General features: G+C 63.8%; 21 protein-coding genes. All 21 read right to left on the bottom strand.

Going from position 1 to position 21,767, the window contains the following annotated elements:
• Positions 1 to 426 precede the first annotated feature (426 nt).
• Entirely contained in the window at positions 427 to 1,038 is a 612-nt protein-coding gene (locus tag V8Z74_RS12110; RefSeq protein ID WP_349709443.1) for a hypothetical protein, read from the bottom strand.
• Between the two features lie 8 nt (positions 1,039 to 1,046).
• Complete coding sequence (locus tag V8Z74_RS12105; protein WP_066477622.1) at positions 1,047 to 1,508, bottom strand: hypothetical protein; 462 nt, start codon at positions 1,506 to 1,508, stop codon at positions 1,047 to 1,049.
• A gap of 104 nt (positions 1,509 to 1,612) precedes the next feature.
• Positions 1,613 to 2,074: a hypothetical protein gene (locus V8Z74_RS12100; RefSeq protein WP_349709442.1), complete on the bottom strand. Its 462-nt coding sequence runs from the start codon at positions 2,072 to 2,074 to the stop codon at positions 1,613 to 1,615.
• Positions 2,075 to 4,960: a DUF927 domain-containing protein gene (locus tag V8Z74_RS12095; protein WP_349709441.1), complete on the bottom strand. Its 2,886-nt coding sequence runs from the start codon at positions 4,958 to 4,960 to the stop codon at positions 2,075 to 2,077. It lies immediately after the preceding gene.
• A complete protein-coding gene (locus tag V8Z74_RS12090; protein ID WP_349709439.1) occupies positions 4,957 to 5,481 on the bottom strand; it encodes a hypothetical protein in 525 nt (174 codons plus the stop codon). The genes V8Z74_RS12095 and V8Z74_RS12090 overlap by 4 nt, the downstream gene beginning before the upstream one ends.
• Positions 5,478 to 5,819, bottom strand: a complete 342-nt coding sequence (locus V8Z74_RS12085; protein ID WP_083526638.1) for a helix-turn-helix transcriptional regulator — start codon at positions 5,817 to 5,819, stop codon at positions 5,478 to 5,480. Before V8Z74_RS12085 ends, V8Z74_RS12090 begins: the two co-directional genes overlap by 4 nt.
• A gap of 30 nt (positions 5,820 to 5,849) precedes the next feature.
• On the bottom strand, positions 5,850 to 6,029 hold the full coding sequence (locus V8Z74_RS12080; protein WP_349709438.1) for a hypothetical protein: 180 nt from the start codon (positions 6,027 to 6,029) through the stop codon (positions 5,850 to 5,852).
• A gap of 797 nt (positions 6,030 to 6,826) precedes the next feature.
• Positions 6,827 to 7,207, bottom strand: coding sequence for a hypothetical protein (locus V8Z74_RS12075; RefSeq protein ID WP_349709437.1), 381 nt, complete (start codon positions 7,205 to 7,207; stop codon positions 6,827 to 6,829).
• Between the two features lie 3 nt (positions 7,208 to 7,210).
• Entirely contained in the window at positions 7,211 to 7,717 is a 507-nt protein-coding gene (locus tag V8Z74_RS12070) for an HNH endonuclease (RefSeq protein ID WP_349709436.1), read from the bottom strand.
• A 418-nt stretch (positions 7,718 to 8,135) separates the two neighbouring features.
• On the bottom strand, positions 8,136 to 8,759 hold the full coding sequence (locus V8Z74_RS12065; protein ID WP_349709435.1) for a hypothetical protein: 624 nt from the start codon (positions 8,757 to 8,759) through the stop codon (positions 8,136 to 8,138).
• Complete coding sequence (locus tag V8Z74_RS12060; RefSeq protein WP_349709434.1) at positions 8,746 to 9,777, bottom strand: ParA family protein; 1,032 nt, start codon at positions 9,775 to 9,777, stop codon at positions 8,746 to 8,748. Before V8Z74_RS12060 ends, V8Z74_RS12065 begins: the two co-directional genes overlap by 14 nt.
• Before the next feature lie 306 nt (positions 9,778 to 10,083).
• Entirely contained in the window at positions 10,084 to 11,292 is a 1,209-nt protein-coding gene (locus V8Z74_RS12055) for a tyrosine-type recombinase/integrase (RefSeq protein ID WP_349709433.1), read from the bottom strand.
• A gap of 187 nt (positions 11,293 to 11,479) precedes the next feature.
• Positions 11,480 to 12,508 carry a sensor domain-containing diguanylate cyclase gene (locus V8Z74_RS12050; RefSeq protein ID WP_349709432.1) on the bottom strand — a complete coding sequence of 343 codons (1,029 nt, stop codon included), beginning with the start codon at positions 12,506 to 12,508 and terminating at the stop codon, positions 11,480 to 11,482.
• 84 nt (positions 12,509 to 12,592) lie between these two features.
• Positions 12,593 to 14,035, bottom strand: a complete 1,443-nt coding sequence (locus V8Z74_RS12045) for an ATP-binding protein (protein WP_349709431.1) — start codon at positions 14,033 to 14,035, stop codon at positions 12,593 to 12,595.
• Positions 14,036 to 14,052: 17 nt separating this feature from the next.
• Positions 14,053 to 14,712 (bottom strand): response regulator, encoded by a 660-nt coding sequence (locus V8Z74_RS12040; RefSeq protein ID WP_349709454.1) that lies wholly within the window; start codon positions 14,710 to 14,712, stop codon positions 14,053 to 14,055.
• A 46-nt stretch (positions 14,713 to 14,758) separates the two neighbouring features.
• Positions 14,759 to 16,294 (bottom strand): Do family serine endopeptidase, encoded by a 1,536-nt coding sequence (locus V8Z74_RS12035; RefSeq protein WP_349709430.1) that lies wholly within the window; start codon positions 16,292 to 16,294, stop codon positions 14,759 to 14,761.
• A gap of 250 nt (positions 16,295 to 16,544) precedes the next feature.
• A complete protein-coding gene (gene arsC, locus V8Z74_RS12030) occupies positions 16,545 to 16,916 on the bottom strand; it encodes an arsenate reductase (glutaredoxin) (RefSeq protein WP_066478084.1) in 372 nt (123 codons plus the stop codon).
• A gap of 42 nt (positions 16,917 to 16,958) precedes the next feature.
• Complete coding sequence (locus tag V8Z74_RS12025) at positions 16,959 to 18,323, bottom strand: nucleobase:cation symporter-2 family protein (protein ID WP_349709429.1); 1,365 nt, start codon at positions 18,321 to 18,323, stop codon at positions 16,959 to 16,961.
• Positions 18,324 to 18,512: 189 nt separating this feature from the next.
• Complete coding sequence (locus V8Z74_RS12020) at positions 18,513 to 19,898, bottom strand: 8-oxoguanine deaminase (RefSeq protein WP_349709428.1); 1,386 nt, start codon at positions 19,896 to 19,898, stop codon at positions 18,513 to 18,515.
• 161 nt (positions 19,899 to 20,059) lie between these two features.
• Positions 20,060 to 20,968 (bottom strand): LysR family transcriptional regulator, encoded by a 909-nt coding sequence (locus tag V8Z74_RS12015; protein WP_349709427.1) that lies wholly within the window; start codon positions 20,966 to 20,968, stop codon positions 20,060 to 20,062.
• A 34-nt stretch (positions 20,969 to 21,002) separates the two neighbouring features.
• Complete coding sequence (locus V8Z74_RS12010; RefSeq protein ID WP_066478081.1) at positions 21,003 to 21,764, bottom strand: lysophospholipid acyltransferase family protein; 762 nt, start codon at positions 21,762 to 21,764, stop codon at positions 21,003 to 21,005.
• Positions 21,765 to 21,767: the final 3 nt, after the last annotated feature.

The following is a 21,767-nucleotide window of genomic DNA, read 5'->3' as shown; positions in this document are numbered from 1 at the left end:
ATCCGCAGACATTCGTCTGCGGATGGCCTGTCTCCGATAGAGTTCGAGAGGCGCAATTCCGAGAGGCTTGCTGCTATCTAGGAAACCCTGGTCGATTCAAAGGCACCAAGAGCGCGATTAGCAACGCAAAGAGCGCACCTGCAGTTTGCGCCCAACCAGAGAGATCCTGATTTGCCTTCATCCAGGCGAGCAACTCCTCCATATCGACCCCGTATTACTTGTTCAAGTGAAGTGAATTCTGGCATCAGTCTTTGAGAGGCACTCAATAAAAAAAGGACTCCCGAAGGAGTCCTTGAAGCCTCTTTCCGAAAGGCAATGACAGTGGCCGCCCTGTCATGTCAGCCATTCACGCTTGCAGGCCCGCGGTGGTCTTTTCGTGGGCAAAGGAGTAAAGCCCGGCACCGCAGACCTGCAAGCGCTTTTGCTCTAGGGCGCGGCTGGGTTCGATGTGGGGGCGCTGCTGCTGACGCTCACCATCCGTGCACCTTGTGCCCCCATGTCTCCGTCCGGGTCGTAGGCCAGCACCACGGCGGGATCGGCGTCGGCCCGGCGGTAGATCGGCAGGTTGGCCAGCTCGGCTTCGCAAATCAGCTCTTCTTCTTTTTCCTCCAGCGTGCGCAACTGCGTGGTCAGCTGTTCGCGGCGTGTGGTGCGTTCGGTCAGCGGCAGGCCGGGCACATAGTCCATGGCATCCACCTTGGCCAGAAATACCTTTTTGATCGTGTCGCCAAACAGCCAGATCAGCTGCGGTGCGATCGAGATATTCAGCATCCCCGAAGCATTGCTTTGCCCCACCGGCAAATTCAACCCCTGCGTCACGCGCAAAGGGTTCACCTCGGTGACGGATGCCCCCGGATTGCGCAAGCTCAGAAACTTGTTGTTGACCTCTGCGGCATCGCTCGACATGCGATCGAACCACACGGACACTCGGGCCTTGAGGTCTTCGCGGGACAGCGGTGCCTGCTCCAGCCAGTCGATTTCTTCCTTGATCTGCGCGATCTGTTCGCGCAACTTGTCGATTTTTTGAATCAGTTCCATGCCCAACCTCACAGCTCATGCTCGGGGGAATTGAAACCCCATTGAATGACGGCTTTCACCAGCGGACCGACGCACGCAAATTGCTCGCTCTGTGCCATGTGCACGCGCTCTTTTTCGGCCTCCAGGCGCTGCTGGCGCTCCAGCAGTTGCAGGTACTCGCCCCACAGGCCGTAGCTGATGCCTGTTGGTGCATCGTTGTGTTGAGTGCCTGAACGGGTGTATGTGGGACGCTGGAATTTCTCGACCTGCTCCCGCGTCAAAGCACGGGCCTTTTCCAGCGGCAGTTCGAGCATGGCCTCCACCTGATCCCGGCTCTCGTGCATATTGGCATTGCTGCGCATGAAGGTGCGCTTGCCGCTGATGTGCTCTCTCAGTTCGCGCAGGCGAACATAGAAGTCATTCGATGTCAGATGCATGGCCCGCTTTGCTTCCAGCAGCCGCATCATCTTTGCCTTGTCATAGCTTGGCATGTGCTCTCCGTTCAAGTGCCGTTGTGACAAGAGCAATGCTCGCCCTGCAGCCCGAGAATCAACAGCCACAGCCCGCGTATTCGTGCCGTGCGCACGCCATCGACTCAGCTGCAGCCCATGTTCCGCAAGGCCTTGCGCAGCCCGTCCAGCGTGGCGGGCAGGCCCAGCCCCTGGTGGCTGGCCCGGTGTATCAGGCTGCGTGCGGCAGACCAGCCCGCATCCGGTTGCTGCCGGTCTTTGAGGTGCTCGGGCACCCGCTCCAGATACAGCTGCACTTCACGGTGCAGTGCCCGCATATCGCCATGCAGATGCCGCAATGCACGCGACAACAGGCGGTTGCGCTGCACGCGCAGCACATCGAAACGGGGCGTGCGGCCCAGCGTGCCCGCAAAGCCCAGCGCCTTGTCCATATCGGTGCCCTGCCGGATGTGTTCCTGCACCGCGGTTTCCAGCCATGCAGCCAGCTCGCCATGGTGCTCACGCAGCAAACGGGCAGCAATGCGTACACGCCGGATGGGGTTTTCGGGCAGGCGGCCGGCCCGGCTCCTTCGCTTGCATTCGGTCATTCACACCTCCAGCTCATAGATCGACGACGTGATGCGATAGCAGCGTGCCTGCCCCAGACCGGGCAGGCGCTGTTTGTCGTCATAGGCTCGGCCCTTGCCCGGCTTCAGACAGCCATGCTGCAGCAGCACGCTGCACACGGCCGTGTAGTCGTAGCCATTGCAGACCTCGTTACGGAACACCTCGGGGAGCACGAAGAACTCCACCTGCATATCCTCCGAGGCCACCGCAGGCAGCAGCTCGTCGTACAGCCGCTGATCGTCGCCGTTCAGGCGTGGGCCGCTCAGCTTCGGCTCGGCCTTCACAGGCTTGCCCTCTGCATCGACCAGACGCCGATATCCGGCCCGCTGCAACGTCTTCACGCTGTGATCGTCTGCAGCTCGATGCCACCACGTAAAGCGGCCCTCGCCATGCGCTTCAAAGAAGGCCCGCACCTGCCGCAGCATGGCCGTCACTTCGCCGCTGCCGGCTCCGCCACGGCCGGCCAGCCATGCGTCGAAGCAGGCTTTCACCGCGTCCTCACTCTCGCCTTCGTTCCAGCCGGTCAGACCCGCTTCGGTCGCCATGGCACCGGCCACCGCAACCAGGGCAAAACGGGCCGCCACACGCGCCACCTGTCCGCTGGCACCCTGCGGCATCCAGGCCGTGGCAAGCACGTTCGCAGCATCCCGCAAACGCTTGGGCAAGGTTTCTGCATGGGCCGTGGCCCACTGCAGAAAAGCACGGCCGACGGCACCATGGCAGCGCTCGGTCCCGCGGGTCAACAAACCGGCCAGAGAGGCCGGATCCGGCTGACCATGCAAATGCTCGAAGGCTCCCCAGCCCTTGCCCGCTTCGGCGGGGATATCGGCCATGCGCACGTCCTGGCCGGTTCTGGAGCGCTTGCCGCCCTCGGCCATGTGATCGCTCAAACTCAGCTCACCCGTGCTCAGAAACAGCAGGCGCCACGACAGCCGCGAACGTGCAGCGCCCGTGCGTGTCGATCGCGCCTTGCTCTGCTCGTTGGCCAGCATGTAGGCACAGTCGCCCGCCACTTTGCCGTCCACCTGAGACAGCTCGTCCAGAATCAGCAGACTGTCGCAATGCTGGGCCGCAATCACCTCCAATGCGTTGTCCGTGGTGCGCCAGCGCTGCATATAGTCCGGCCCGCCATAAACGCTGGCCGCCACACGCGCCGCCGTGGTCTTGCCCGACGAGCTGCCGCCCCGAATGTGAAAGCCGCCGCTCTCCATGCCCGCAGGCCGCAGCATCGGCCCGGCAAACGCACAGCACACCGCAAACACCATGCGGCTGTTGCCCGCACAGTAGCGGCCTACGTGCTCGATCCAGTCATCCACGCCGCGCCTGATGCGGAAGGTGTTTTCCATCGCCGCATCCGACTGAAAAACAATGCGCTCATCCTCGTCGCCAATGGTTTCATGCGGCAGCACAAAGGCCCGCTTGTGCCAGCCTATGCGGTCTGTGCAGCTGGCAAACGCACCGGGCTTGCGGGTCTGGATGTACTCGGTCAGCCGGTTTCTGGCCATGGGTGCCGTGGCAATGCGCAGGCCCATGTTCAGCAGCGTGCCCCGGTACTCGCCGCCGTCGCCGCTCAGCATGCGGGCCGGCATGGCCCACTGGCGCGGCACGCCCAATGGGTCTTCAAAGGTCAGCAGGTAGCCCCAGCCCATGCCCTCCTGATTGCGCGTCAGCGCCTCCACCTGCAGGGGCGAGCACAACCACAGCGGGCGGGCCGGGTTGCCGTCCTTGTCACGGCCATGAAACCACACGCCGTATTGCGTCACGCTGAACGGGTCGTCGCCCGTTTGCGCAGGCGCAGCATCAGGCCCCAGCTCATGCCCTTGCTGTGGGTCTGCCGCCTGGGTGGCATTCTTGTGGTGCTGCTCAATCGCAGCCATCACGCACGCCTTCACGGCCTCCAGGCTGCGGGCCAGATGCATGTCGTTGAAGTCGCTGCCGCCCTCGGGCAGATCCGTGGGGAAGACCACCGCACCGCCCACGGCCGCAGCGGCTGCATTCGCCTTGCTGCGCCCGGTATTGCGGCCCATCTTTTGCTCGGCGGCGGCATCGTCATCGCCGCACACCACCAGCAAGGCCTCGGGCATCAGCCCATGCAAGGCCTTGGCCACATGCAGCAAGTTGCCCGCATCAAAGGCCGTGGCCACCGGCAAGCCCGTGGCCTGCCGCAGGCTGGCGGCCGTGGCATAGCCCTCGGCCAGCAACACGGTTTCGGCGCCCTCGGCACCGCCCAGCATGTGCCACAGGCCCGACTTTCTGCCGCCCTTCAAAAACAGCTTGTCCGGCCCCTTGGCAGGCTTGGCCGGGGCAATGCGTTGCACATTCCACAGCTCGCCTTTCTCGTCCCGCAGCGGCACCAGCAGGCAGCCATCGGCGGCATGGCGCACGCCGTAGCCCATCACGCCTTTTCGGTGCAAATACGCACTGTTTCCCGTGGTGCTGGCGGCATCCCACAGCTGCACGGCCTGCCGGGCAACGGCCTGATGGGCAGCCCTTTGCTGCGCTTCTTCGGCGGCTTTGGCCGCGGGCGACTTTTGCACCGCTCTGGCCTGCAGCTGCTGGCCCGGCACATGCGGCCCCTTGCTTCGCCGCGGCAATTTGAAGCCGTGCTGCTTGGCTAGATAAAGCAAGGTGGACACGCCCACCCCGCCACCGGCCTTGATGCTGCGCCATGTGCTCAATGCCGCAGCCTCGTCGAAGCTGGCCGCATCCCTGGCGCTCCAGTCTCGAAACAGTCCCCAGCCCGCGTCGTCCGGAAACTCGCTTTTGATCGCCATGCCCACGCGTGCCCATTCGTCACGCGGCAGGCTTGCCGGGATAAAGCCCAGCGCCTCGCCCAGCAGGGCGACAGAAATCGGCGTGCCACTCATCGCAGCCTCGGCATCAGATCATGAAAGGTCAGCGCCTGAAAATCGGGCGACAGCTTGAACGGCGCACCCTGTGCAGACACCGCCAGCAGCTTGTGCGTACGGGCATGCATCACGCGCAGCACGCCCGAAGCATCGAAGCTCACCTTCACCGGCAGGGTGTGCGGGCGGCGCATGGTGGACTTGAGCAGCACGCGGTCTGCCGGGCAGCGGACCCGCAGCTGGGCCAGCCGCTCGGGCATCACCCAGCTTGCATCGCCCAGATTGGCGCTTTGCAGCAAGCCGACGCGGGCCTTCACCAGCTGCAGCACGCCGGGCCATACGATCTGCAGATGCAGAGCCGCATGCGGGTTGCCAGGGTCTGCAGGAATCCGCACCTGATACAGCACTTCATCCTCCGGCACCTTGTTGCCCTGCAGATGCTCGGCGGCCAGTCGCAGCAGCCTCTGAGCCTGCAGTTGCGCCGCCTGAATGGCTTTCTCGGCAGCGGGGCTGGGCGTCCATTGATCGGGTAATCGGCTCATACCTTTTCTCCCTCGGTATTGCGTTCAGGCACATCGCTCAAGCCGCCCGCACCGGCAGACTGGGCCTCGATCCAGGCTTGAATGGCCCGCTCGCTCCAGGCCACGCGGCGGCCTGCACACAGGCGGATCGGGCGGGGAAACAGCCCCTGCCCGATGCGGTAGTAAATCCAGCTCTTCTTGGCCGAAGTCATGCGCTCCACCTCGGCCAGCGGCAGCAGGCGGTCGCCCGGCTGCAAGCCGCCCTTGGCATACACCGCCACCGGCACGGAGCGGCGGCGCTTCTTGCAGGTGTCTGCATCCTTGCGGGACGGTGCGTTGTCGATCTCATGCACGTTCATGTCTTGCTCTCCGTGGAAAAGTGGGAAACCTCAGCCCTGGCGCAACTTGGCCGAGGTGTTGGCCGGAGCCTGTCTGCACCGGCCTGCCGCAATGCGTGCGAAGCGGCGCGGTGCATGGTTCGGCAGCGACTGGCGGGCATTGATGTGCATGCGCCAGTAATGGGCGCTGGCAGCCAGAACGGCACGCGTTGCTTGTGATCGGTGATGCATGTTTTTGTCTCTCCAACAAAGTGCAAAGAAGTCCAAGAAAGTCAGCGCAGGCAATGGTCTGCGGAGTGCTGCGACAAGTCACTGCGACATATGTCTCTAAAACATGTCGCACTCCCAGAACGCTTATCTGCATTCACTATCAGCAATGAAATTGATAGCAATTTCTGCATGCTTTCGACGCAGATAAGCCATAAGAAGCTCTCCAACAAAGTCCAAAGAAGTCCGGTAAAGACGAATGCAGGCGATGGTCCGAGCAGCAGGCGGAACTTTCCAGGTGAACAGTTCACAAAATTCGTTCGCACCTTCATAAGACATACGCAGCAATGACCTCGACTCTCGGATTGATAGCAATCTGCTGGCGAAAAGTCTTTGCTCTGCACGGCTCGTTCTCCATCGAAGTCCAAAGAAGTCCAGTGAGGACAGGTGCTGACGATGGTCTGAGCAGCGGGCGGAAGTTTCCAGAGGAAGTAGTTCTCTAAATTAGTTCCGCCCTCTTGCACGCTTATGCAGCAACGGCATTGACTCTCGAATTGATAGCAATCTGCCGTTAAACAGCTCTCTTTCTTCATGGCTCTCTCTCCATCGAAGTCCAAAGAAGTCCGGCTAGGACAGCTGCGAGCAATGGTCTTGAAGAGACGCGGACATTTCCAGGTGACATATGTCACCAAATCATGTCCGCCCCCTTGAAGCCTTTCGCATCAACGATATGAACTATTAAATTAATAGCATCTGATATCAGATGACCCACCGGAGCACAGGGCCAGTACGGCCCTGCGGTTTGCTCCAGAAAGGTTGGGTCAACCCTGAGCGGTGCCCTGGCGACCCAGCCAGCGGCCCAAGAACTGCATGGCCACGGCCCGCAGTTCGGCGGCTTTTTCGGGGGTCGATGCGGAGTCGGCCAGCGTCAAACGCAGCAGGCTTTCATCCATCTCCGTCCACAGCCAAAGCAGCAGGCGCTCCATGTCATCCATGGCTGCGGCCAGTGCTTTTGCATCGGGTGCGTTGAACTGGCGTGCCCATGTGCGGATCTCGCATACAAGCTGGCGCGCTTCGCGGTGCGAGAGCCGGGCCTGCGGATCCGAGGTGGCGTCGATGGGGGTTGTGTACAGCGGCGCAAAAGACGGGCGCGGCTGCGCTGCCACTGCGTTGCGGGCAGCAGATGCGTTGAGGGCTGTCATGGCTCAGCCCTTTGCTTTTTGCTTGTTGCGGGCTGCGCCGGTACGCACGCACCACATGTACGAGCGGCTCATGCCGTAGCGCTTGGCCAGGGCCGTGCAGCTCTCGCTGCTGGCACGAATGGCGCGCACATCTTCGTCGCTCAGCTTGGTTTGCGGCAGCTGCACTGCCGCCTTGGTGTTGCCGTGCAGATCACGGTCAAGCGCGTTTTGCAGGGCGTTACCCAGATAGAGGTGATGGGGGTTTATGCAGCCTTGATTGCCGCAGCGGTGCAGCACCATGGTGCCGTTGGGGATCGGACCGACAAACAGCCGATAGGCCAGACGGTGCCCTGATGACTTGCCGCCTTTGCCGTTGGTAGCGATGGGGTAGCCCCAGCGGTTTTTGTGGATCCAGTCAGGGCAAAAGCAATGCTCTACTGACAAGCCTTGAAAAGACCTGGCATCCAGCGATGGCGCATTGCTGAATGCGTTGGGTTGCACAGCGGCGTGTGCGGGGAAAATGGTAGCCATGACGGCCTCCAAGCGGGTGTGGTTTGCAAAAACCACCGCACCCAACGCCAATTGGGGGCGGTGACTCGAGCAGGTTGGCGTACCGGACACCCGCTTGCGCGAACCGGCGAGCCTTGCGGCTCCCCACCCGAGCCACCATAAACTGGAGGCGCGAACTAAAAAGCCACAGGTGCTCTGCGGAAGAGACTGCGGCTTTCGTCGCAGCGAGTGTAGCGGGACGCCAATCCCGATCGCGCTTTACGGGCACGATGGGAGGACTGTAGCACACAGCAGCCGCAGTTGTGAACGATCCTCCAACGAAACTATGCCTTCAGCTAAAAGTATCAGTCGTAGAGTTTGGCCATTTGGCATTATTCAGTTTTTTAAAATTACTTAAATTAGTTGCTACTTAATCAATAAGCAAAATAAAGTTAGAAATTCACCATGGTTTTCCAATTCCATGCTGAACAGCTATATGCTGTGAAATACCAGCATCGGTACCCTGTATTAATTTTTGAAAAAAAATACCTGTTTTTCTCAGAATTTCAACATTCAACTGCGCAGTACCATTAGGGCTTTGATTCCAATGAAATGTTGGCATGGTAAAACCATGAGCGAAACTATGCCGAAGTCTAAAAATTTCGTTTAAATGATTTTTTATTTGAAGTATAGATGTATACCCATAAACACGTCCTGCTCCAAGCCAATCACCCCAGGGGTCGTAGCCTGTATACTCCATTAAGAAATTTCTACTATTTTCGCTATTAGGAGTATTTAATTTTTCTTGAGCCTTTTCCATTCTTGATTTTGCAATACTGTGCATGGCCAGAAAAGCCTGATTGCCGGGATTGCTAATAACCATGTAATATTCACTAACGATAGACTTTACATAAACATCCCATGTCGCTGTTTGATAGGCAAGAGCAGCATGTAGAAAAACCTGTTTCGCACTGGAAACTTCTTTTTTTTTTTGAGCGCTGCAGCATGGTTTATTAAGTGGTTCGATTTTTCTTTTTGTACCACATAACGAGCATATGCAGGGGAAGGCATCAGAATCTATCAACCAAATTAGTAAGAGCGGCCTTATATCCTTTCAAAGGACCGGGATTAATTTGGATTCTTTCTCCATTAATATTTTTGGGACCAGCTTTTAATCTATGCATAGGCGTTCCCGTCAGAGCAGAAACAATAGATGCACTATGGTAGTCTGGGATCTCCACGAACCTGTCATTTGAGTCAACTTGAGGTGATGCAAAGATAGTCTTGTGCTTTTTAGAGAGTGTTTTGACAGTTTCTTTGATACTTGCATTTGCCGCTTTAAATGCTTTGCTTTGCGCTCCATCAAACGTTAACACTCGATTCGAGATAAAAGTATGTAGCTTTGGCAGATCAATACCATGCTCTTTAGCTTGCTTATAAAAACTCAATCGAGCAAAGCTTGCGATGTAGTTATCACCTTGTCCATAAAGCAGTGCAATAATATTTTCCATTCCACGCCGAGAGCTTTCGTCTGCTGTAAATGGAATTACTAAATAATCTGCTGCGGTAACAGCTAATTGAGTATAAATAGCGAAGCTTGGATTGCAGTCAATAAAAAATATTGACTCGTTCTCCTTTGATTCGCGAAGGCTGTCCTTGAGATCTTTTATCCAATACATCACCTTCTTCCATGAATTCAGTGGCACTGCAAGCTGTGACGTCTGTCTTACCGCCTCAGATAAAATTTCCACAAGATTATCACCACAGACTAAGAATAGATTATCAGGGATCCTATCGTTCCATTCGGACACCTGAATTGCATACTTTTGTGGATCGCTAGTTTGAACAAACGGAGAATTTAAACGACTCTCAATATAACCACCAGCGCTTAGCCTTTCATTACCACTTAATATTTTTCTTAAAGCAAGTCCTCCAGACTCTTGACCTCCGAGAAGAGTCTCAGAAACATTTGCTTGGGGGCATAGATCTATAACAAAGACATTGGTCTCCGGATTTTTCGATGCATATTCACAAGCTGTGACAAAAGTCAAAAAACTTTTGCCAACCCCACCTTTATTATTCCAAAATGCATATGAAGACATAAATTTCTAATATTGAATATTTAATTATTGAAGATGAATTTATGTGAGTGTAATGTTTTTTCTATATTGTGTTCCCACACTGTTCCCTTCTTGTTCCCACTGTGTTCCCACAGCTTTTGATAGCATCTAACGCTTGCTACATAAGCGTTCCCGGCATTTCTGCAGCGTCTGTTCCCACGTTCCCACGGCTTTTGCAGAAATAGTCCCGGAGCAAATTGCGTTGTAACAAAGTGACACTTTTGGGTTAGCAGGTATAAAAAGCCGCCTCGGCGGGCGGCTGGATCTGTCTCTGGCGTCTGGAGTGGGCTAGCTCCTAGCCTGCTGGGGCATGGCCAGCGTCTGCCCTGCTCTGCGGGCATCCAGATAGTCGGCCCACCATTGCATGAGCTGGGTGCGCTCAGCCATATAGGTGCTGCGGTGGTAGGCGGCCCGCACCTGGTTGCGCTCTTTGTGGGCCAGTTGCCGCTCGATCACGTCCGGCCGCCAGCCTGCCTCGTTGGCCACGGTCGAGAACAGGGCCCGAAAGCCGTGGGCCGTGGCCAGGTACTTGTAGCCCATGCGGGCCATGGCCGAGTTGAAGGTGTTCTCGCTCAGCGGCTTGGTGCTGTAGAAGGGGCTGGGAAAGACCAGCTCCAGCCGCTCGGAGATGGGCCGCATCTGCTGCAGCACGGCCACGGCCTGCCGCGACAGTGGCACGCGGTGTTCCTGCCGCATCTTCATGCGCTCGGCAGGGATAGTCCACACGGCAGCGTCCAGGTCGATCTCGTCCCAGCGGGCACCGCGCGCCTCGCCAGGGCGCGTGGCGGTGAGGATGAGCAGGCGCAGGGCACTGACGGTGTGCAGCTCGCCGTCATAGGCATCGAGCCGGGCCAGGAACTCGGGCAGCTCGCGGTCGTCGATGGCGGCACGGTGTTTGACTTCACGGGGCCGCAGGATCTCGGACGGCACCAGATCGACCATGGGATTGCTTTGCAGCCTTCCGTGAATGAGGGCCCAGCGGAAAATGGCCTTGACCCGTTGCAGCACCCGGCCCGCCTGCTCGCCCGCGCCACGGGCCTCGATCACCTTGACGGCGGCCATGACTTCCAGCGGCGTGATGCTGGCCAGCGGCCTTGCGCCGAGGATGTGCAGGATGTCGTTTTCCAGAGAGGCCTGTATGCGCTGCAGCGTGACAGGCTCCCATCGGGCGGCCTGGTGCTCCAGCCATTCGGCGGTCACGGCACGCAGGGTGTTGACGGCCTCTTTCTCGGCCTTGGCCTTGCCCACCTTGCGCTGCTCTGCCGGATCAATGCCGGACTGAATGAGCATGCGGGCCTGCACGGCCTGTTCCCGTGCATCCTTGAGGCCCACAGCCGGATAGACGCCCAGGGCGAGCAACTTCTCTTTGCCGTTGCTGCGGTACTTGAGCCGCCAGTACTTGCCGCCAGTCTTGGCGTAGTCGAGAAACAGTCCGCCGCCGTCGAAGTATTTACCGGTCTCGCTCAGGTTGCGCAGCTTGGCGTCGGTTAGTTTCATGGGCATCCTCGCATGGCTGGGGGTACATTTGGGGGTACATCTTAGGCTCGTTTGTGCGAGACCTAATATCCATGCGGGTTAGCGGACAGAGTGTGATTTCTGTCGAGGGACCAAATCAAAGGCCGCGAAGGTGCATCCCTCGCGGCCTTTTTCATGGCTGGGCGCTGCCGGCGCGGGCAGCGCCGCTTCAATGCGCGGCCCCGGCCGACTGCTTGCGGCGCGCAGCCTTGGTGCGGTACATGGCGGCGTCGGCCTTTTGCAGCGCATCGTCCAGGTCCGTGCCGTCGGGCGGCAGGCAGACAACCCCCACGCTGGCACCCTGGTAGGCCAGCTGGCCGCCGCCGGGCAGCTCGATGCAGGCGGAGGATGCCTCGAACAGGCGCCGCTGCAGGTCGCGTGCGATCTGATCGCCGTCGTCGTCGAGGCCGGGCCCCATGCCCACCATCACGAACTCGTCGCCGCCGAAGCGAGCCAGCATGTCGCTGCTGCGCACCGCTGCGGCCAGTTGCGTGGCCAGCGTGCACAGCAGCGCATCGCCGGCCTCATGGCCGTAGCGGTCGTTGATTTCCTTGAAATGGTCGAGGTCCACAAAGCCCACCAGCACCCATTCGCGGCTGCGGCGGCAATGGGCGATGACGCGCTGCAGCTCCTCGGTCAGGCTGCGGCGGTTGGGCAGTCCGGTCAGCGCATCCAGCATGGCCAGCGAAGCCAGCTCGCGGTTCACCCGCTGCAGCTCCTGCACCAGCTGCTCGCGCTCGGCAAAGCCGGCCACGATGCGGGCAAACAGGCGCAACACGCTCTCGGCCTCCGGCGCCAAAGGCTCCGACTCGCAGCTGGCCGCGCACAGCGTGCCGTACAGCTGACCTGACGTGAAGCACACCGGCATGCTCATATAGGTCTGGATGCCCAGCTTGCGCGCAGCCGCCGAATCGCCCCAGCATTCGGCCACATTGCCCGTGTACATGCGGCCTTCGGCCAGGGCGCGCTTGCACAGCGTGTCCTTCCAGGGCACCTGCAGGCCTTCGGTCATCTGCAGCGTCCCGGCATTGAGCACATAGAGCACGGTCTGCACGCCATGCTCCTCGTCGACCGTGGTCAGATAGGCCGATTCGAGCCGGGTCACTTCCACCAGCATTTCAAGCAGCGGTCGGGTCAGTGCCTGCAGCGACTTGGCTACAGCCACTGTCTGGGACAGACGCTGAACAATGGATTCCATCAATGTACCTCGCTACCTGGCAGGGGCCGCGCAGCCGTGCGCGGGCCGGATGGTGCAAGTCTAAGCCAGTACCGGCCCGTTTTTTCAGGCCTGGGCGGCTGGCGCCTGCGCCGGCCACAGAATGCGCACACGCAGGCCGCCCAGCGAGGGCGAGGCATCGAGCAGCAATTGCGCGCCGGCCGACCGTGCAATGCTCTGCACGATGGCCAGCCCCAGGCCGCTGCCGCCGGCCATGCCGCCCGCGTTGTGGCCGCGCACGAAGCGCTGCACCACGCGCTCGCGCTCGTGCTCGGCGATGCCGGGGCCGGAATCCTCCACCACCAGCGCCCGGCCCTGCGCATCCTGGCTCCAGCCCACATCCACGCGCCCGCCGGCCGGAACATACTTGATGGCGTTGTCCAGCAGGTTGCGCAGCAGCGTGGCCATGGCCTGGGGATCGGCGGCCACGGCAAAGCTGTGCTGCAGCTGCGGGGCCTCGCTCAGGCCCACGTCGAGCTGCCGGGCCTGGGCCATGACGGCGGTCTCGGCCAGCACCTGCTCGGCCAGCGCGCGCAGATCGACGAGGCCGGCGCCCGCGCCTTGCCCGGCCGCAGCCTGCGCCGGCGTGGGTGTCCCCCGGGCCTCCTGGCGCGCCAGTGCCAGCAGTTGTTCCACCAGGTGCTTGGCGCGTTCGATGCCGGCGGCCAGGCGCTGCTGCGCCAGCTCGCGCTCGGCAGGTCCGGGCGCCCGCTGCAAGGCCTGCAGCTGCAGCTGCAGCGCAGCCAGCGGCGAGCGAAGCTCGTGCGCCGCGTCGGCCACGAAGTGCTGCTGCGCCTCGAATGCCTGGTCCACGCGCTGCAGCAGCGCATTGAATTCGCGCACCAGCGGCTGCATTTCCTCGGGCAGGCCCGCCACCGGCACGGGCGCCAGGTCCTGCGGCTGGCGCATGGCCAGCTCGCGGCGCACGCGCTGCACGGGCGCCAGCGACCGGCGCACCCCCCACCACACGGCCAGGGCCAGCAGCGGCGCCAGCAGCGCGATGGGCCAGAGGCTGCGCAGCGCGGCCTCGCGCGCCAGCGCCGTGCGCACATGCATGTCCTGCGCGACCTGGATCACCTGGGAACGGGTCTGCAGCGAGAACACCCGGTACATGGTGCCGCGCGCGGGCACGTCGGCAAAGCCCAGCACGGCCATCTGCGGCAGCGCGGTGCCGAATGCCGACTCGAAGATGCGCAGGCCTTCGTTGGTCCAGACCTGGACGATGAACTCGTTGTTCTCGTCCTCGGGCGGCGTGCCCTGCGGCCGCCCCCGTGCATCCACGGGCAGGCCGGCGCGCAGCGCGAACGCCGTCTGCTGCATCTGGTAATCGAACAGGGTGTCGGTCTGCGCCAGCGCATTGCGGTAGGCCAGTACGCCCTGCAACAGCGCCGTCAGCACGATCGCCGCGCCGATGAACAGCAGCAGCCGCGCGCCCAGCGAGCCGGGCAGGCAGCGGCGCAGCCAATGCCTGGCGGCGGAAGAAAATCCCAGTGGGGCGGCGGCTGTCATGGCAACTCGAACGGTTCTCAGGCCCGCGGCAGCATATAGCCCACGCCGCGCACATTGAGGATGGCGCCCTGCCCCAGCTTCTTGCGCAGGCCGTGGATGTAGACCTCGATGGCATTGCTGCTGACTTCGTCGCCCCAGCCGTAGAGCTTGTCCTCCAGCTGCTGGCGCGACAGCGTGCTGCCCGGGCGGGCCAGCAGCGCCTGCAGCACGGCCCATTCGCGTCCCGACAGCACCACGGGGCTGCCGTTGACCGAGGCTTCGCGCGTGGCGGGGTTGAGCCGCACGCCCTCGTGCTCGTACTGCACCTCGGCCCGGCCCGCGGCCCGGCGCGCCAGGGCCCGCAGACGGGCCAGCAGCTCGTCCATGTCATAGGGCTTGACCACGTAGTCGTCGGCCCCGGCATCCAGTCCCGCGATGCGGTCGCGCACGGCATCGCGCGCCGTGGCCACCAGCACCGGCGTGGCATCCTTGCGCGCGCGCAGCTGGCGCAGCACCTGCAGGCCGTCCAGGCCCGGCAGGCCCAGGTCCAGCAGCACCAGGTCGTACTGGTGGGCGTGCAGGGCCGTGTCGGCCTGGCGGCCGTCCCGGACCCAGTCCACCGCATAGCCTTCGCCGCGCAGCAGGCTCTGCACGGCTTCGCCGATCATGGCGTCATCCTCAACAAGCAAAAGGCGCATGGAGCCAAGCATAAGGCAAGCTCCATGCGCCTTCCATGCCCGGGCTTCAGCCCAGGCGCACCGGCACGAAGATCTTGTTGCCGTCGCGCCAGATCAGCACAGCCACGGTCTTGTCGGCCTTGGCCATGGCGGCGCGCACATCGTCGATATCGCGGGCCGGCGTGCCGTTGATCGACAGCAGCACGTCCCCCGGCATGATGCCGGCCATGGCCGCAGGTCCATTGGCCTGGGCCACGAGCAGGCCGCCGTCGACGCCGATCTGCTTCTTCTCGCCGGGCTGCAGCGGGCGCAGCGCCAGGCCCAGCTTGCCCTTGCCGGCATCGGGCGTGCTCCTGGCCACCTTGGCGGCCTTGTCGCTGGCATCGCCCAGCGTGGCGCTCAGCGTCTTGGACGCCCCCTTGCGCCAGACTTCCAGCGTCACCTTCTGTCCCGGCAGCGCCTGGCCCACATAGGCGGGCAAATCGCCCGAGCCCACGATGGCATGGCCGTCGATCCTGCGCACCACGTCGCCGGCCTCCAGGCCCGCCTTGGCGGCCGGGCCGCCGGGCTCCACGCTGGAGACCAGGGCGCCCTCGGGCCGGTCGAGCCTGAAGGAGTCGGCAAAGGCCTGGTTCACCTCCTGCACGCTTACGCCCAGGCGCGCATGCTGGGCCTTGCCCGTGGCCTGGATCTGCTGCTGCACGCGCGTGGCCACCTCGATGGGGATGGCGAACGACACGCCCTGGTAGCCGCCCGAGCGCGTGTAGATCTGGCTGTTGATGCCGACCACTTCGCCCTGCGCATTGAACAGCGGGCCGCCGGAGTTGCCGGGGTTGATGGCCACGTCGGTCTGCAGGAAGGGCACGAAGGAGTCATCGGGCAGCGAGCGCCCCTTGGCGCTGACCACGCCGGCCGTCACGCTGTTTTCGAAGCCGAACGGCGAGCCGATGGCCAGCACCCAGTCGCCCACGCGCAGGTTCGAGGTCTGGCCGAGCCGGACCGTGGGCAGCCCCTTGGCATCGATCTTGAGCACGGCCACGTCGGTCTTGGGGTCGGCGCCCAGCACCTTGGCATTGAATTCGCGGCGGTCGGTGAGCTTGACCGTCACCTCCTTGGCGCCATGCACCACGTGGGCGTTGGTCAGGATCACGCCGTCGCTGGAGACGATGAAGCCCGAGCCCTCGCCGCGCATGGGCACGTCGGGCTGCTGCTGGCGCCCGCCGATGCCGGGCATGCCCGGAAGGCCGAACTGGCGGAAGAACTCGAAGAACGGATCGTCCGGGTCCATGCCCTGCGGCGCACGCTGCTGGCGCGAGGAGGCCGTATCGCCCTCGTCATCGCCCATGGAGCGCGAGGTACCGACCACGCTGATGTTGACCACGGCCGCGCCGTTGCGCGCCGTGATGTCTGCAAAATCGGGGGCGGCCACCACCGGCTGGCCGCCGGACGGCTGCACCAGGGGCGTGGCCACCACGGCCTGGGCATGCGCGTCGCCGTGCACGGCACCGACGAGGCCGGCGCCCGTGGCGCCCAGCGCCCCGATGGCACCGGCGGCCACCAGGGCCATGACCAGACGGCGGGGAGTGGATACAAGCGTGTTCATGGCAAACCTTTCATAAAAGCGCCCGTTGCGGGCTTTGCTGAAAGGCAGTTTGAACGCCGAGACTTAGGCCAGGCTTAGACGGCGCAAGCAGTGCCGGCGGTTCGCGTTCGCTCCTGAAACAGGAGCTCTCAGCGCATGCCATATCCCGGATATCGGATGAATGCCGCCCGATATCGATTCAGGGAAAGCGCTGCAAGCTCATGGATTCATAGCAACCGCGGCCACCGCTCCAGGGCGGCGGAAGGCTGTCTCAGAGGAGATCCAGCACCTTCTCGGGCGGACGGCACAGGGCCGCGCCCCTGGGCGTGACCACGATGGGGCGGTTGAGCAGCACGGGGTGGGCGGCCACGGCGGCGATGAGCTGGGCATCGCTCACGCCGCTCTGGTCCAGGCCCAGTGCCTTGTACTCGGCTTCCTTGGTGCGCAGCAGCTCGCGCACGGGCACGCCCAGGTGCTCGACGAGTTCCGCCAGTTCGGGCGCCGTCAGAGGCGTGGCGATGTAGTCCACGATGCGGGGCTCGATGCCGTGCTCGCGCAGCAGGGCCAGCGCACCGCGCGAATTGCTGCAGCGGTTGTTGTGGAAGATGGTGATGTCGTCGCGAAGAGTGGGGGCGGTAGTCATGCGCGCAGTGTATTCGCTGCACTGCGCGCAGCCTTGCATGGCTTACGCAGCGGACGCCGAAGCGGCGACGGGAGCAGCGGCAACGCCCTGCCCGGCCGGCTCGTCTTCCTCATGCGCCTGTCCTTCGCGGCCCGGCAGCAGCAGGTTCAGGCCCACGGCCACCAGCGCCCCCACGGTGATGCCCGAGCCGAAGACTTCGCGCACAAAGGCCGGCATCCTGGCGAGCAGGTCGGGGCGCACCGTCACGGCCAGGCCGCAGCCCAGCGAGACCGCGATGATCAGGCTGCTGCGGCGCGACTGCTCGCTGCTGCCGAGCATGCGGATGCCGGCCGAGATGATCGTGGCGAACATCATCAGGCCCGCGCCGCCGAGCACGGGCTGCGGGATCGTCACCACCAGCGCGCCCAGCACCGGGAACAGGCCTGCGGCCAGCAGCATCACGCCGGTCAGCATCACCACATGGCGGCTGGCCACGCCGGTGAGCGAGACCACGCCCACGTTCTGAGCAAAGGTGGAGACGGGCGGGCTGGACATCAGCGCGGCAAAGGCCGAGCCCACGCCGTCGCACAGCATGCCGCTGGCCAGGCGCTTGCCGTGGATCGGCGTCTGCGTGGCCGCGCCCAGGGCCATGAAGGTGCCCGTGGTCTCGACGATGGTGACCAGGAAAGCGATGGACATGGCCACGATGCCCGACACCGGGAACGCCATGCCGAAGCGCAAGGGCTGCGGAATCGCGAAAACCGGCGCCTCGCGCACCTGGGTGAAGTCGATCAGGCCCAGCGCCAGGCACAGCAGGTAGCCGCAGGCAATGCCCAGGACCACGGCCGATGCGGAGACCACGCCCTTGCCCCATTGCACGAAGCCGATCACCAGCGCCAGCACGAAGCCGGCAATCGCCAGATGACCCACGGCGCCGTAGCTGCCGCTGCCCACACCGCCCGCGGCCCAGTCCACCGCCACGGGCGTGAGCGACAGGCCGATCATGGTCACGACCACGCTGGTCACGGTGTGCGGGAAAAAGCGCCGGATCACCGGCATGAAGAAGCTGCCGGCAATCATCACCAGCGAACCCACGAGCGAGGAACCCAGGATGCCGGGCACGCCATGCTCCAGCCCCACGCTGACGCCCGCGCCGACAAAGGCGAAGCTCGTGCCCATCACGCAGGGCAGGCGTATGCCCACGGGCCCGACGCCGCGGCACTGGATGATGGTGACGATGCCCGAACCCAGCAGCGCCGCGTTGACCAGGGCCACGATCTGGTCGGCCGGCAGCTTGAGCGCGCCGCCGAACACCAGCGGCACGGCGATGATGCCGCCCAGCGCGGCCAGCAGGTGCTGCAGCGAAAGCAGCGTGGTGGTGATGAGGCCGGGCGGACGGTCTTCCACCCCGTAAAGCAGTTTTTCCATGGTCTTGTCTCCTGTTCCCTGTGCAATGGCCTCTGCGGAGGCACTGGTCGCTATGTCGTCAAGGGCCCGAAAGGGGCGGTTGCTGCATGCCTGGCTGTTTCGTGGCGCGCCTCCTGTGGCTGGATGGGGAATGCACCGGGTGCCGCCGCGCTGCATCTGGCCCGGCGGCAGGACGGCAGGAAACGGTGCTCAGTGGCCTGCGGCCCGCTCGAACAGGGTGCGAGCCAGGTCGCGGTGCCGGCCCAGCACCACGGGCAGGTCGGCGGTCAGCAGGCGGCCATCCTCGACCACCACCCGGCCATTGATGACGCTGCTGGACACCTGGGCCGGCGTGCAGAACACCAGCGCCGCCACGGGGTCGTGGCCGGCGCCCGCATGGGCCACGCCTTCCATGTCGAAGGCCACGAAGTCGGCCGACATGCCGGGCGCCAGCGCGCCGATGTCGTCGCGGTTCAATACCCGCGCGCCCCCCAGCGTGGCGATCTCCAGCGCCTCGCGGGCGCTCATGGCCGAAGGGCCGTAGCCCACGCGCTGCAGCAGCATGGCCTGGCGCGCCTCGCCCAGCATGTGGGCGCCGTCATTGGACGCGCTGCCGTCCACGCCCAGGCCCACGGGCACGCCCGCGTCGCGCATGGTGCGGATGGGCGCGATGCCCGAGGCCAGGCGCATGTTCGAGCACGGGCAGTGCGCCACGCCGGTACCGGTGCGTGCAAACAGGGCGATGCCCTCGGGATCGAGCTTGACGCAGTGCGCGTGCCATACGTCGCGGCCCACCCAGCCCAGGTCCTCGGCATACTGCGCGGGCGTGAGGCCGAACTTCTCGCGCGAGAAGGCCACGTCGTTGTCGTTTTCGGCCAGGTGGGTGTGCAGCGACACGCCGTGCGCGCGGGCCAGCACGGCCGATTCGCGCATCAGCTCGCGCGTGACCGAGAACGGCGAGCACGGCGCCAGCACCACGCGCAGCATGGAGTGGCGCGAGCCGTCGTGGTACTGCTGGATCAGGCGCAGGCTGTCGCGCAGGATGGCCTCCTCCTCCTCGACCACCACGTCGGGCGGCAGCCCTCCCTTGCTGCGGCCCAGGCTCATGGAGCCGCGCGCCGCGTGGAAGCGCATGCCCATCTGCTGCGCGGCGGCGATGGAGTCGTCCAGGCGCGAGCCGTTGGGAAACAGGTACAGGTGGTCGCTGGTCGTGGTGCAGCCGGACAGCATCAGCTCGGCCATGGCGGTCTGCGTGGAGATGTGGATCATCTCGGGCGTCAGGTGCGACCACAGCATGTAGAGGTTCTGCAGCCAAGAGAACAGCTCTGCGTCCTGAGCCGCGGGCACGGCGCGTGTCAGGCTCTGGTACATATGGTGGTGAGTGTTGATCAGGCCGGGGGTCACGACCTTGCCGCGCATGTCCAGCACACGCGCCCGGCCCTCGTCGGCCATGCGGCGGTATTGCGCGGGCAGGTCGGCCGTGGCGCCCACCCATTGCACGGCCGGGCCGTCTGCCACCAGCGCTCCGCCTTTGATTTCGCGGCGCTGCGCATCCATGGTGACCAGTACGTCGGCATTCAGGGCAATCAGGGTCATGGGTCTATTCCTCTCTAAACAAGAAGCGCCAGTCTAGAGAGGAGGTGTAGCGCGCGATAGCGCCAAATTCAGCCTGGCATGTCCACAAAATGTGGACATGCCGAACCCGATGGACCGGCGCTGCCCGGCAGCATGCGGCCTGCCTGGCGCCAGGTGCCGCGTCAGCGCTTCATCGCAAACAGCCGCGCCAGCGCCGCCTGTATGCTCTCCGCCATCAGCTCGGCGGCTGCACTCAGTTCGGCGCCCCTGCGCGCGGCCAGCACCAGGGTCTGGCGCTGCAGGTGGGCATCGCGCAGGGGCACGAAGACCAGGGCGCCGCGGCCCAGCTCGTCCACCACGTCCAGCGCATTGAGCAGCGCAATGCCCTCGCCCAGCATGACCAGCCGCTGGATCAGCGCCAGCGAGGTCGACTCGGCCACCGGCGTGACCTCGATGGCGTTGCGCGCAAAGGCTTCGTCCAGCAGCGTGCGTATGGTCAGCGGCGCCGCCGGCAGGATGAGCGCATGGCCCACGCATTCGCCCAGCAGCAGCGACGAATGGCGCGCCAGCGCATGGCGCGGCGGCAGCACGGCGCCGATCTGCCACACGCTGTCAGCCAGCGTGCGCAGGCCGGGCCGCTGCGGCAGGTCGTAACCCAGGCCCAGGTCGGCATCGCCGCCCTCGACGGCGGCCACGATGTCCGCCGTCGGCAAATCGATGACGCGCACGGCCATGCCCGGATGGCTGCGCCTGAACGCATGCACCAGCGAAGGCAGCAGCGAGCCCGCCAGGCCCGTGGTGGCCGCCACCGTGATCTCGCCGCGCCGCAGGCCCTTGAACTCGGCAATGCGCTCGCGCAGCGCCGCATGCTCGCGCAGCGTGCTGCGCACATGGGCCAGCACCATCTCGCCCAGCGGCGTCAGGCGCAGGCGGTTGTGGATGCGGTCGAACAGCGGTGCCCCCAGCTCGGCCTCCAGGTCGAGGATCTGCCGGTTCACGGCCGTGGGCGCCACATGCAGATGCTCGGCCGCCTTGCGGATGGAGCCGCGGCGGACCACTTCGTCGAGATAGCGCAGGACTCTGGCGTGCATGCGCGCAGCCTACACGGATTTGAAGGCGGGCAGGTCAGCCCTGGCGCAGCCGGTCCACTTCGGCATGCAGGTCCTTGGCCCAGATGCGGCGGTCGCGCCCCTGCGCGCGCTGCGGCTCGCCGTAGTGCACCACGGCCACCAGGTCGTCGGCGCTGAGCACGCGCCAGATGGAGCCCAGCAGGGTTTCGTCGCCCACATAGGTGGCCGCGTAGCTGGTCTCGCCGGTGGCGCCGTCCACAAAGCGCAGGCCCACGGGCTGCACCGGCGCATCGCACTGCACGGCGGCCTCCAGCAGATTCGAATGAAAGGACAGCAACTGGCGTCCGTCGCCCGTCGTGCCTTCGGGGAACACGGCCAGGATCTCGCCGCGCCCGAAGGCCTCGCGCATGCTGCCGACCATGCGCAGCGCATCGCGGCGCGAGCTGCGCTGGATGTACAGCGTGCCGGCCGCCGTGGCCAGCGTGCCGATGATGGGCCAGCCCTTGACGTCGGACTTGGAGATGAAGCGGCAATGGCGCGCCGCATGCATCATGGGAATGTCGAGCCAGGAGATATGGTTGCTCACGAGCAGCACCGGCCCCTTGGCCGGCGGCCGGCCCCGGATCTCCAGCCGCACGCCGGCGCGCACCATCATGGTTGCAGCCCAGGCCTGCACATGCTCGTGCTGCTGCCAGTAGTGCAGCCGCGGAAAGCGCAGGGCCACGATCCAGGCGCCTCGGGCCACATGGGCCAGCAGGCGCAGCGCGCGCCAGATGGCGCGCAGGCCGGTTTTGAATTTGCGCAGGCCAGTTGCCATCAT

This window comes from Comamonas sp. w2-DMI, assembly GCF_040187735.1.
GTDB lineage: Bacteria > Pseudomonadota > Gammaproteobacteria > Burkholderiales > Burkholderiaceae_C > Comamonas > Comamonas terrae.
Note: the sequence above shows the minus strand (reverse complement) of the source record. Positions and strands in the feature narration are given on the sequence as shown.

Excerpts from the sequence above, each read along its gene's own strand:
- V8Z74_RS12110 (WP_349709443.1), bottom strand. The coding sequence starts at position 1,038 with ATGGAACTGATTCAAAAAATCGACAAGTTGCGCGAACAGATCGCGCAG.
- V8Z74_RS12105 (WP_066477622.1), bottom strand. The coding sequence starts at position 1,508 with ATGCCAAGCTATGACAAGGCAAAGATGATGCGGCTGCTGGAAGCAAAG.
- V8Z74_RS12100 (WP_349709442.1), bottom strand. The coding sequence starts at position 2,074 with ATGACCGAATGCAAGCGAAGGAGCCGGGCCGGCCGCCTGCCCGAAAAC.
- V8Z74_RS12095 (WP_349709441.1), bottom strand. The coding sequence starts at position 4,960 with ATGAGTGGCACGCCGATTTCTGTCGCCCTGCTGGGCGAGGCGCTGGGC.
- V8Z74_RS12090 (WP_349709439.1), bottom strand. The coding sequence starts at position 5,481 with ATGAGCCGATTACCCGATCAATGGACGCCCAGCCCCGCTGCCGAGAAA.
- V8Z74_RS12085 (WP_083526638.1), bottom strand. The coding sequence starts at position 5,819 with ATGAACGTGCATGAGATCGACAACGCACCGTCCCGCAAGGATGCAGAC.
- V8Z74_RS12080 (WP_349709438.1), bottom strand. The coding sequence starts at position 6,029 with ATGCATCACCGATCACAAGCAACGCGTGCCGTTCTGGCTGCCAGCGCC.
- V8Z74_RS12075 (WP_349709437.1), bottom strand. The coding sequence starts at position 7,207 with ATGACAGCCCTCAACGCATCTGCTGCCCGCAACGCAGTGGCAGCGCAG.
- V8Z74_RS12070 (WP_349709436.1), bottom strand. The coding sequence starts at position 7,717 with ATGGCTACCATTTTCCCCGCACACGCCGCTGTGCAACCCAACGCATTC.
- V8Z74_RS12060 (WP_349709434.1), bottom strand. The coding sequence starts at position 9,777 with ATGTCTTCATATGCATTTTGGAATAATAAAGGTGGGGTTGGCAAAAGT.
- V8Z74_RS12055 (WP_349709433.1), bottom strand. The coding sequence starts at position 11,292 with ATGAAACTAACCGACGCCAAGCTGCGCAACCTGAGCGAGACCGGTAAA.
- V8Z74_RS12050 (WP_349709432.1), bottom strand. The coding sequence starts at position 12,508 with ATGGAATCCATTGTTCAGCGTCTGTCCCAGACAGTGGCTGTAGCCAAG.
- V8Z74_RS12045 (WP_349709431.1), bottom strand. The coding sequence starts at position 14,035 with ATGACAGCCGCCGCCCCACTGGGATTTTCTTCCGCCGCCAGGCATTGG.
- V8Z74_RS12040 (WP_349709454.1), bottom strand. The coding sequence starts at position 14,712 with ATGCGCCTTTTGCTTGTTGAGGATGACGCCATGATCGGCGAAGCCGTG.
- V8Z74_RS12035 (WP_349709430.1), bottom strand. The coding sequence starts at position 16,294 with ATGAACACGCTTGTATCCACTCCCCGCCGTCTGGTCATGGCCCTGGTG.
- arsC (WP_066478084.1), bottom strand. The coding sequence starts at position 16,916 with ATGACTACCGCCCCCACTCTTCGCGACGACATCACCATCTTCCACAAC.
- V8Z74_RS12025 (WP_349709429.1), bottom strand. The coding sequence starts at position 18,323 with ATGGAAAAACTGCTTTACGGGGTGGAAGACCGTCCGCCCGGCCTCATC.
- V8Z74_RS12020 (WP_349709428.1), bottom strand. The coding sequence starts at position 19,898 with ATGACCCTGATTGCCCTGAATGCCGACGTACTGGTCACCATGGATGCG.
- V8Z74_RS12015 (WP_349709427.1), bottom strand. The coding sequence starts at position 20,968 with ATGCACGCCAGAGTCCTGCGCTATCTCGACGAAGTGGTCCGCCGCGGC.
- V8Z74_RS12010 (WP_066478081.1), bottom strand. The coding sequence starts at position 21,764 with ATGGCAACTGGCCTGCGCAAATTCAAAACCGGCCTGCGCGCCATCTGG.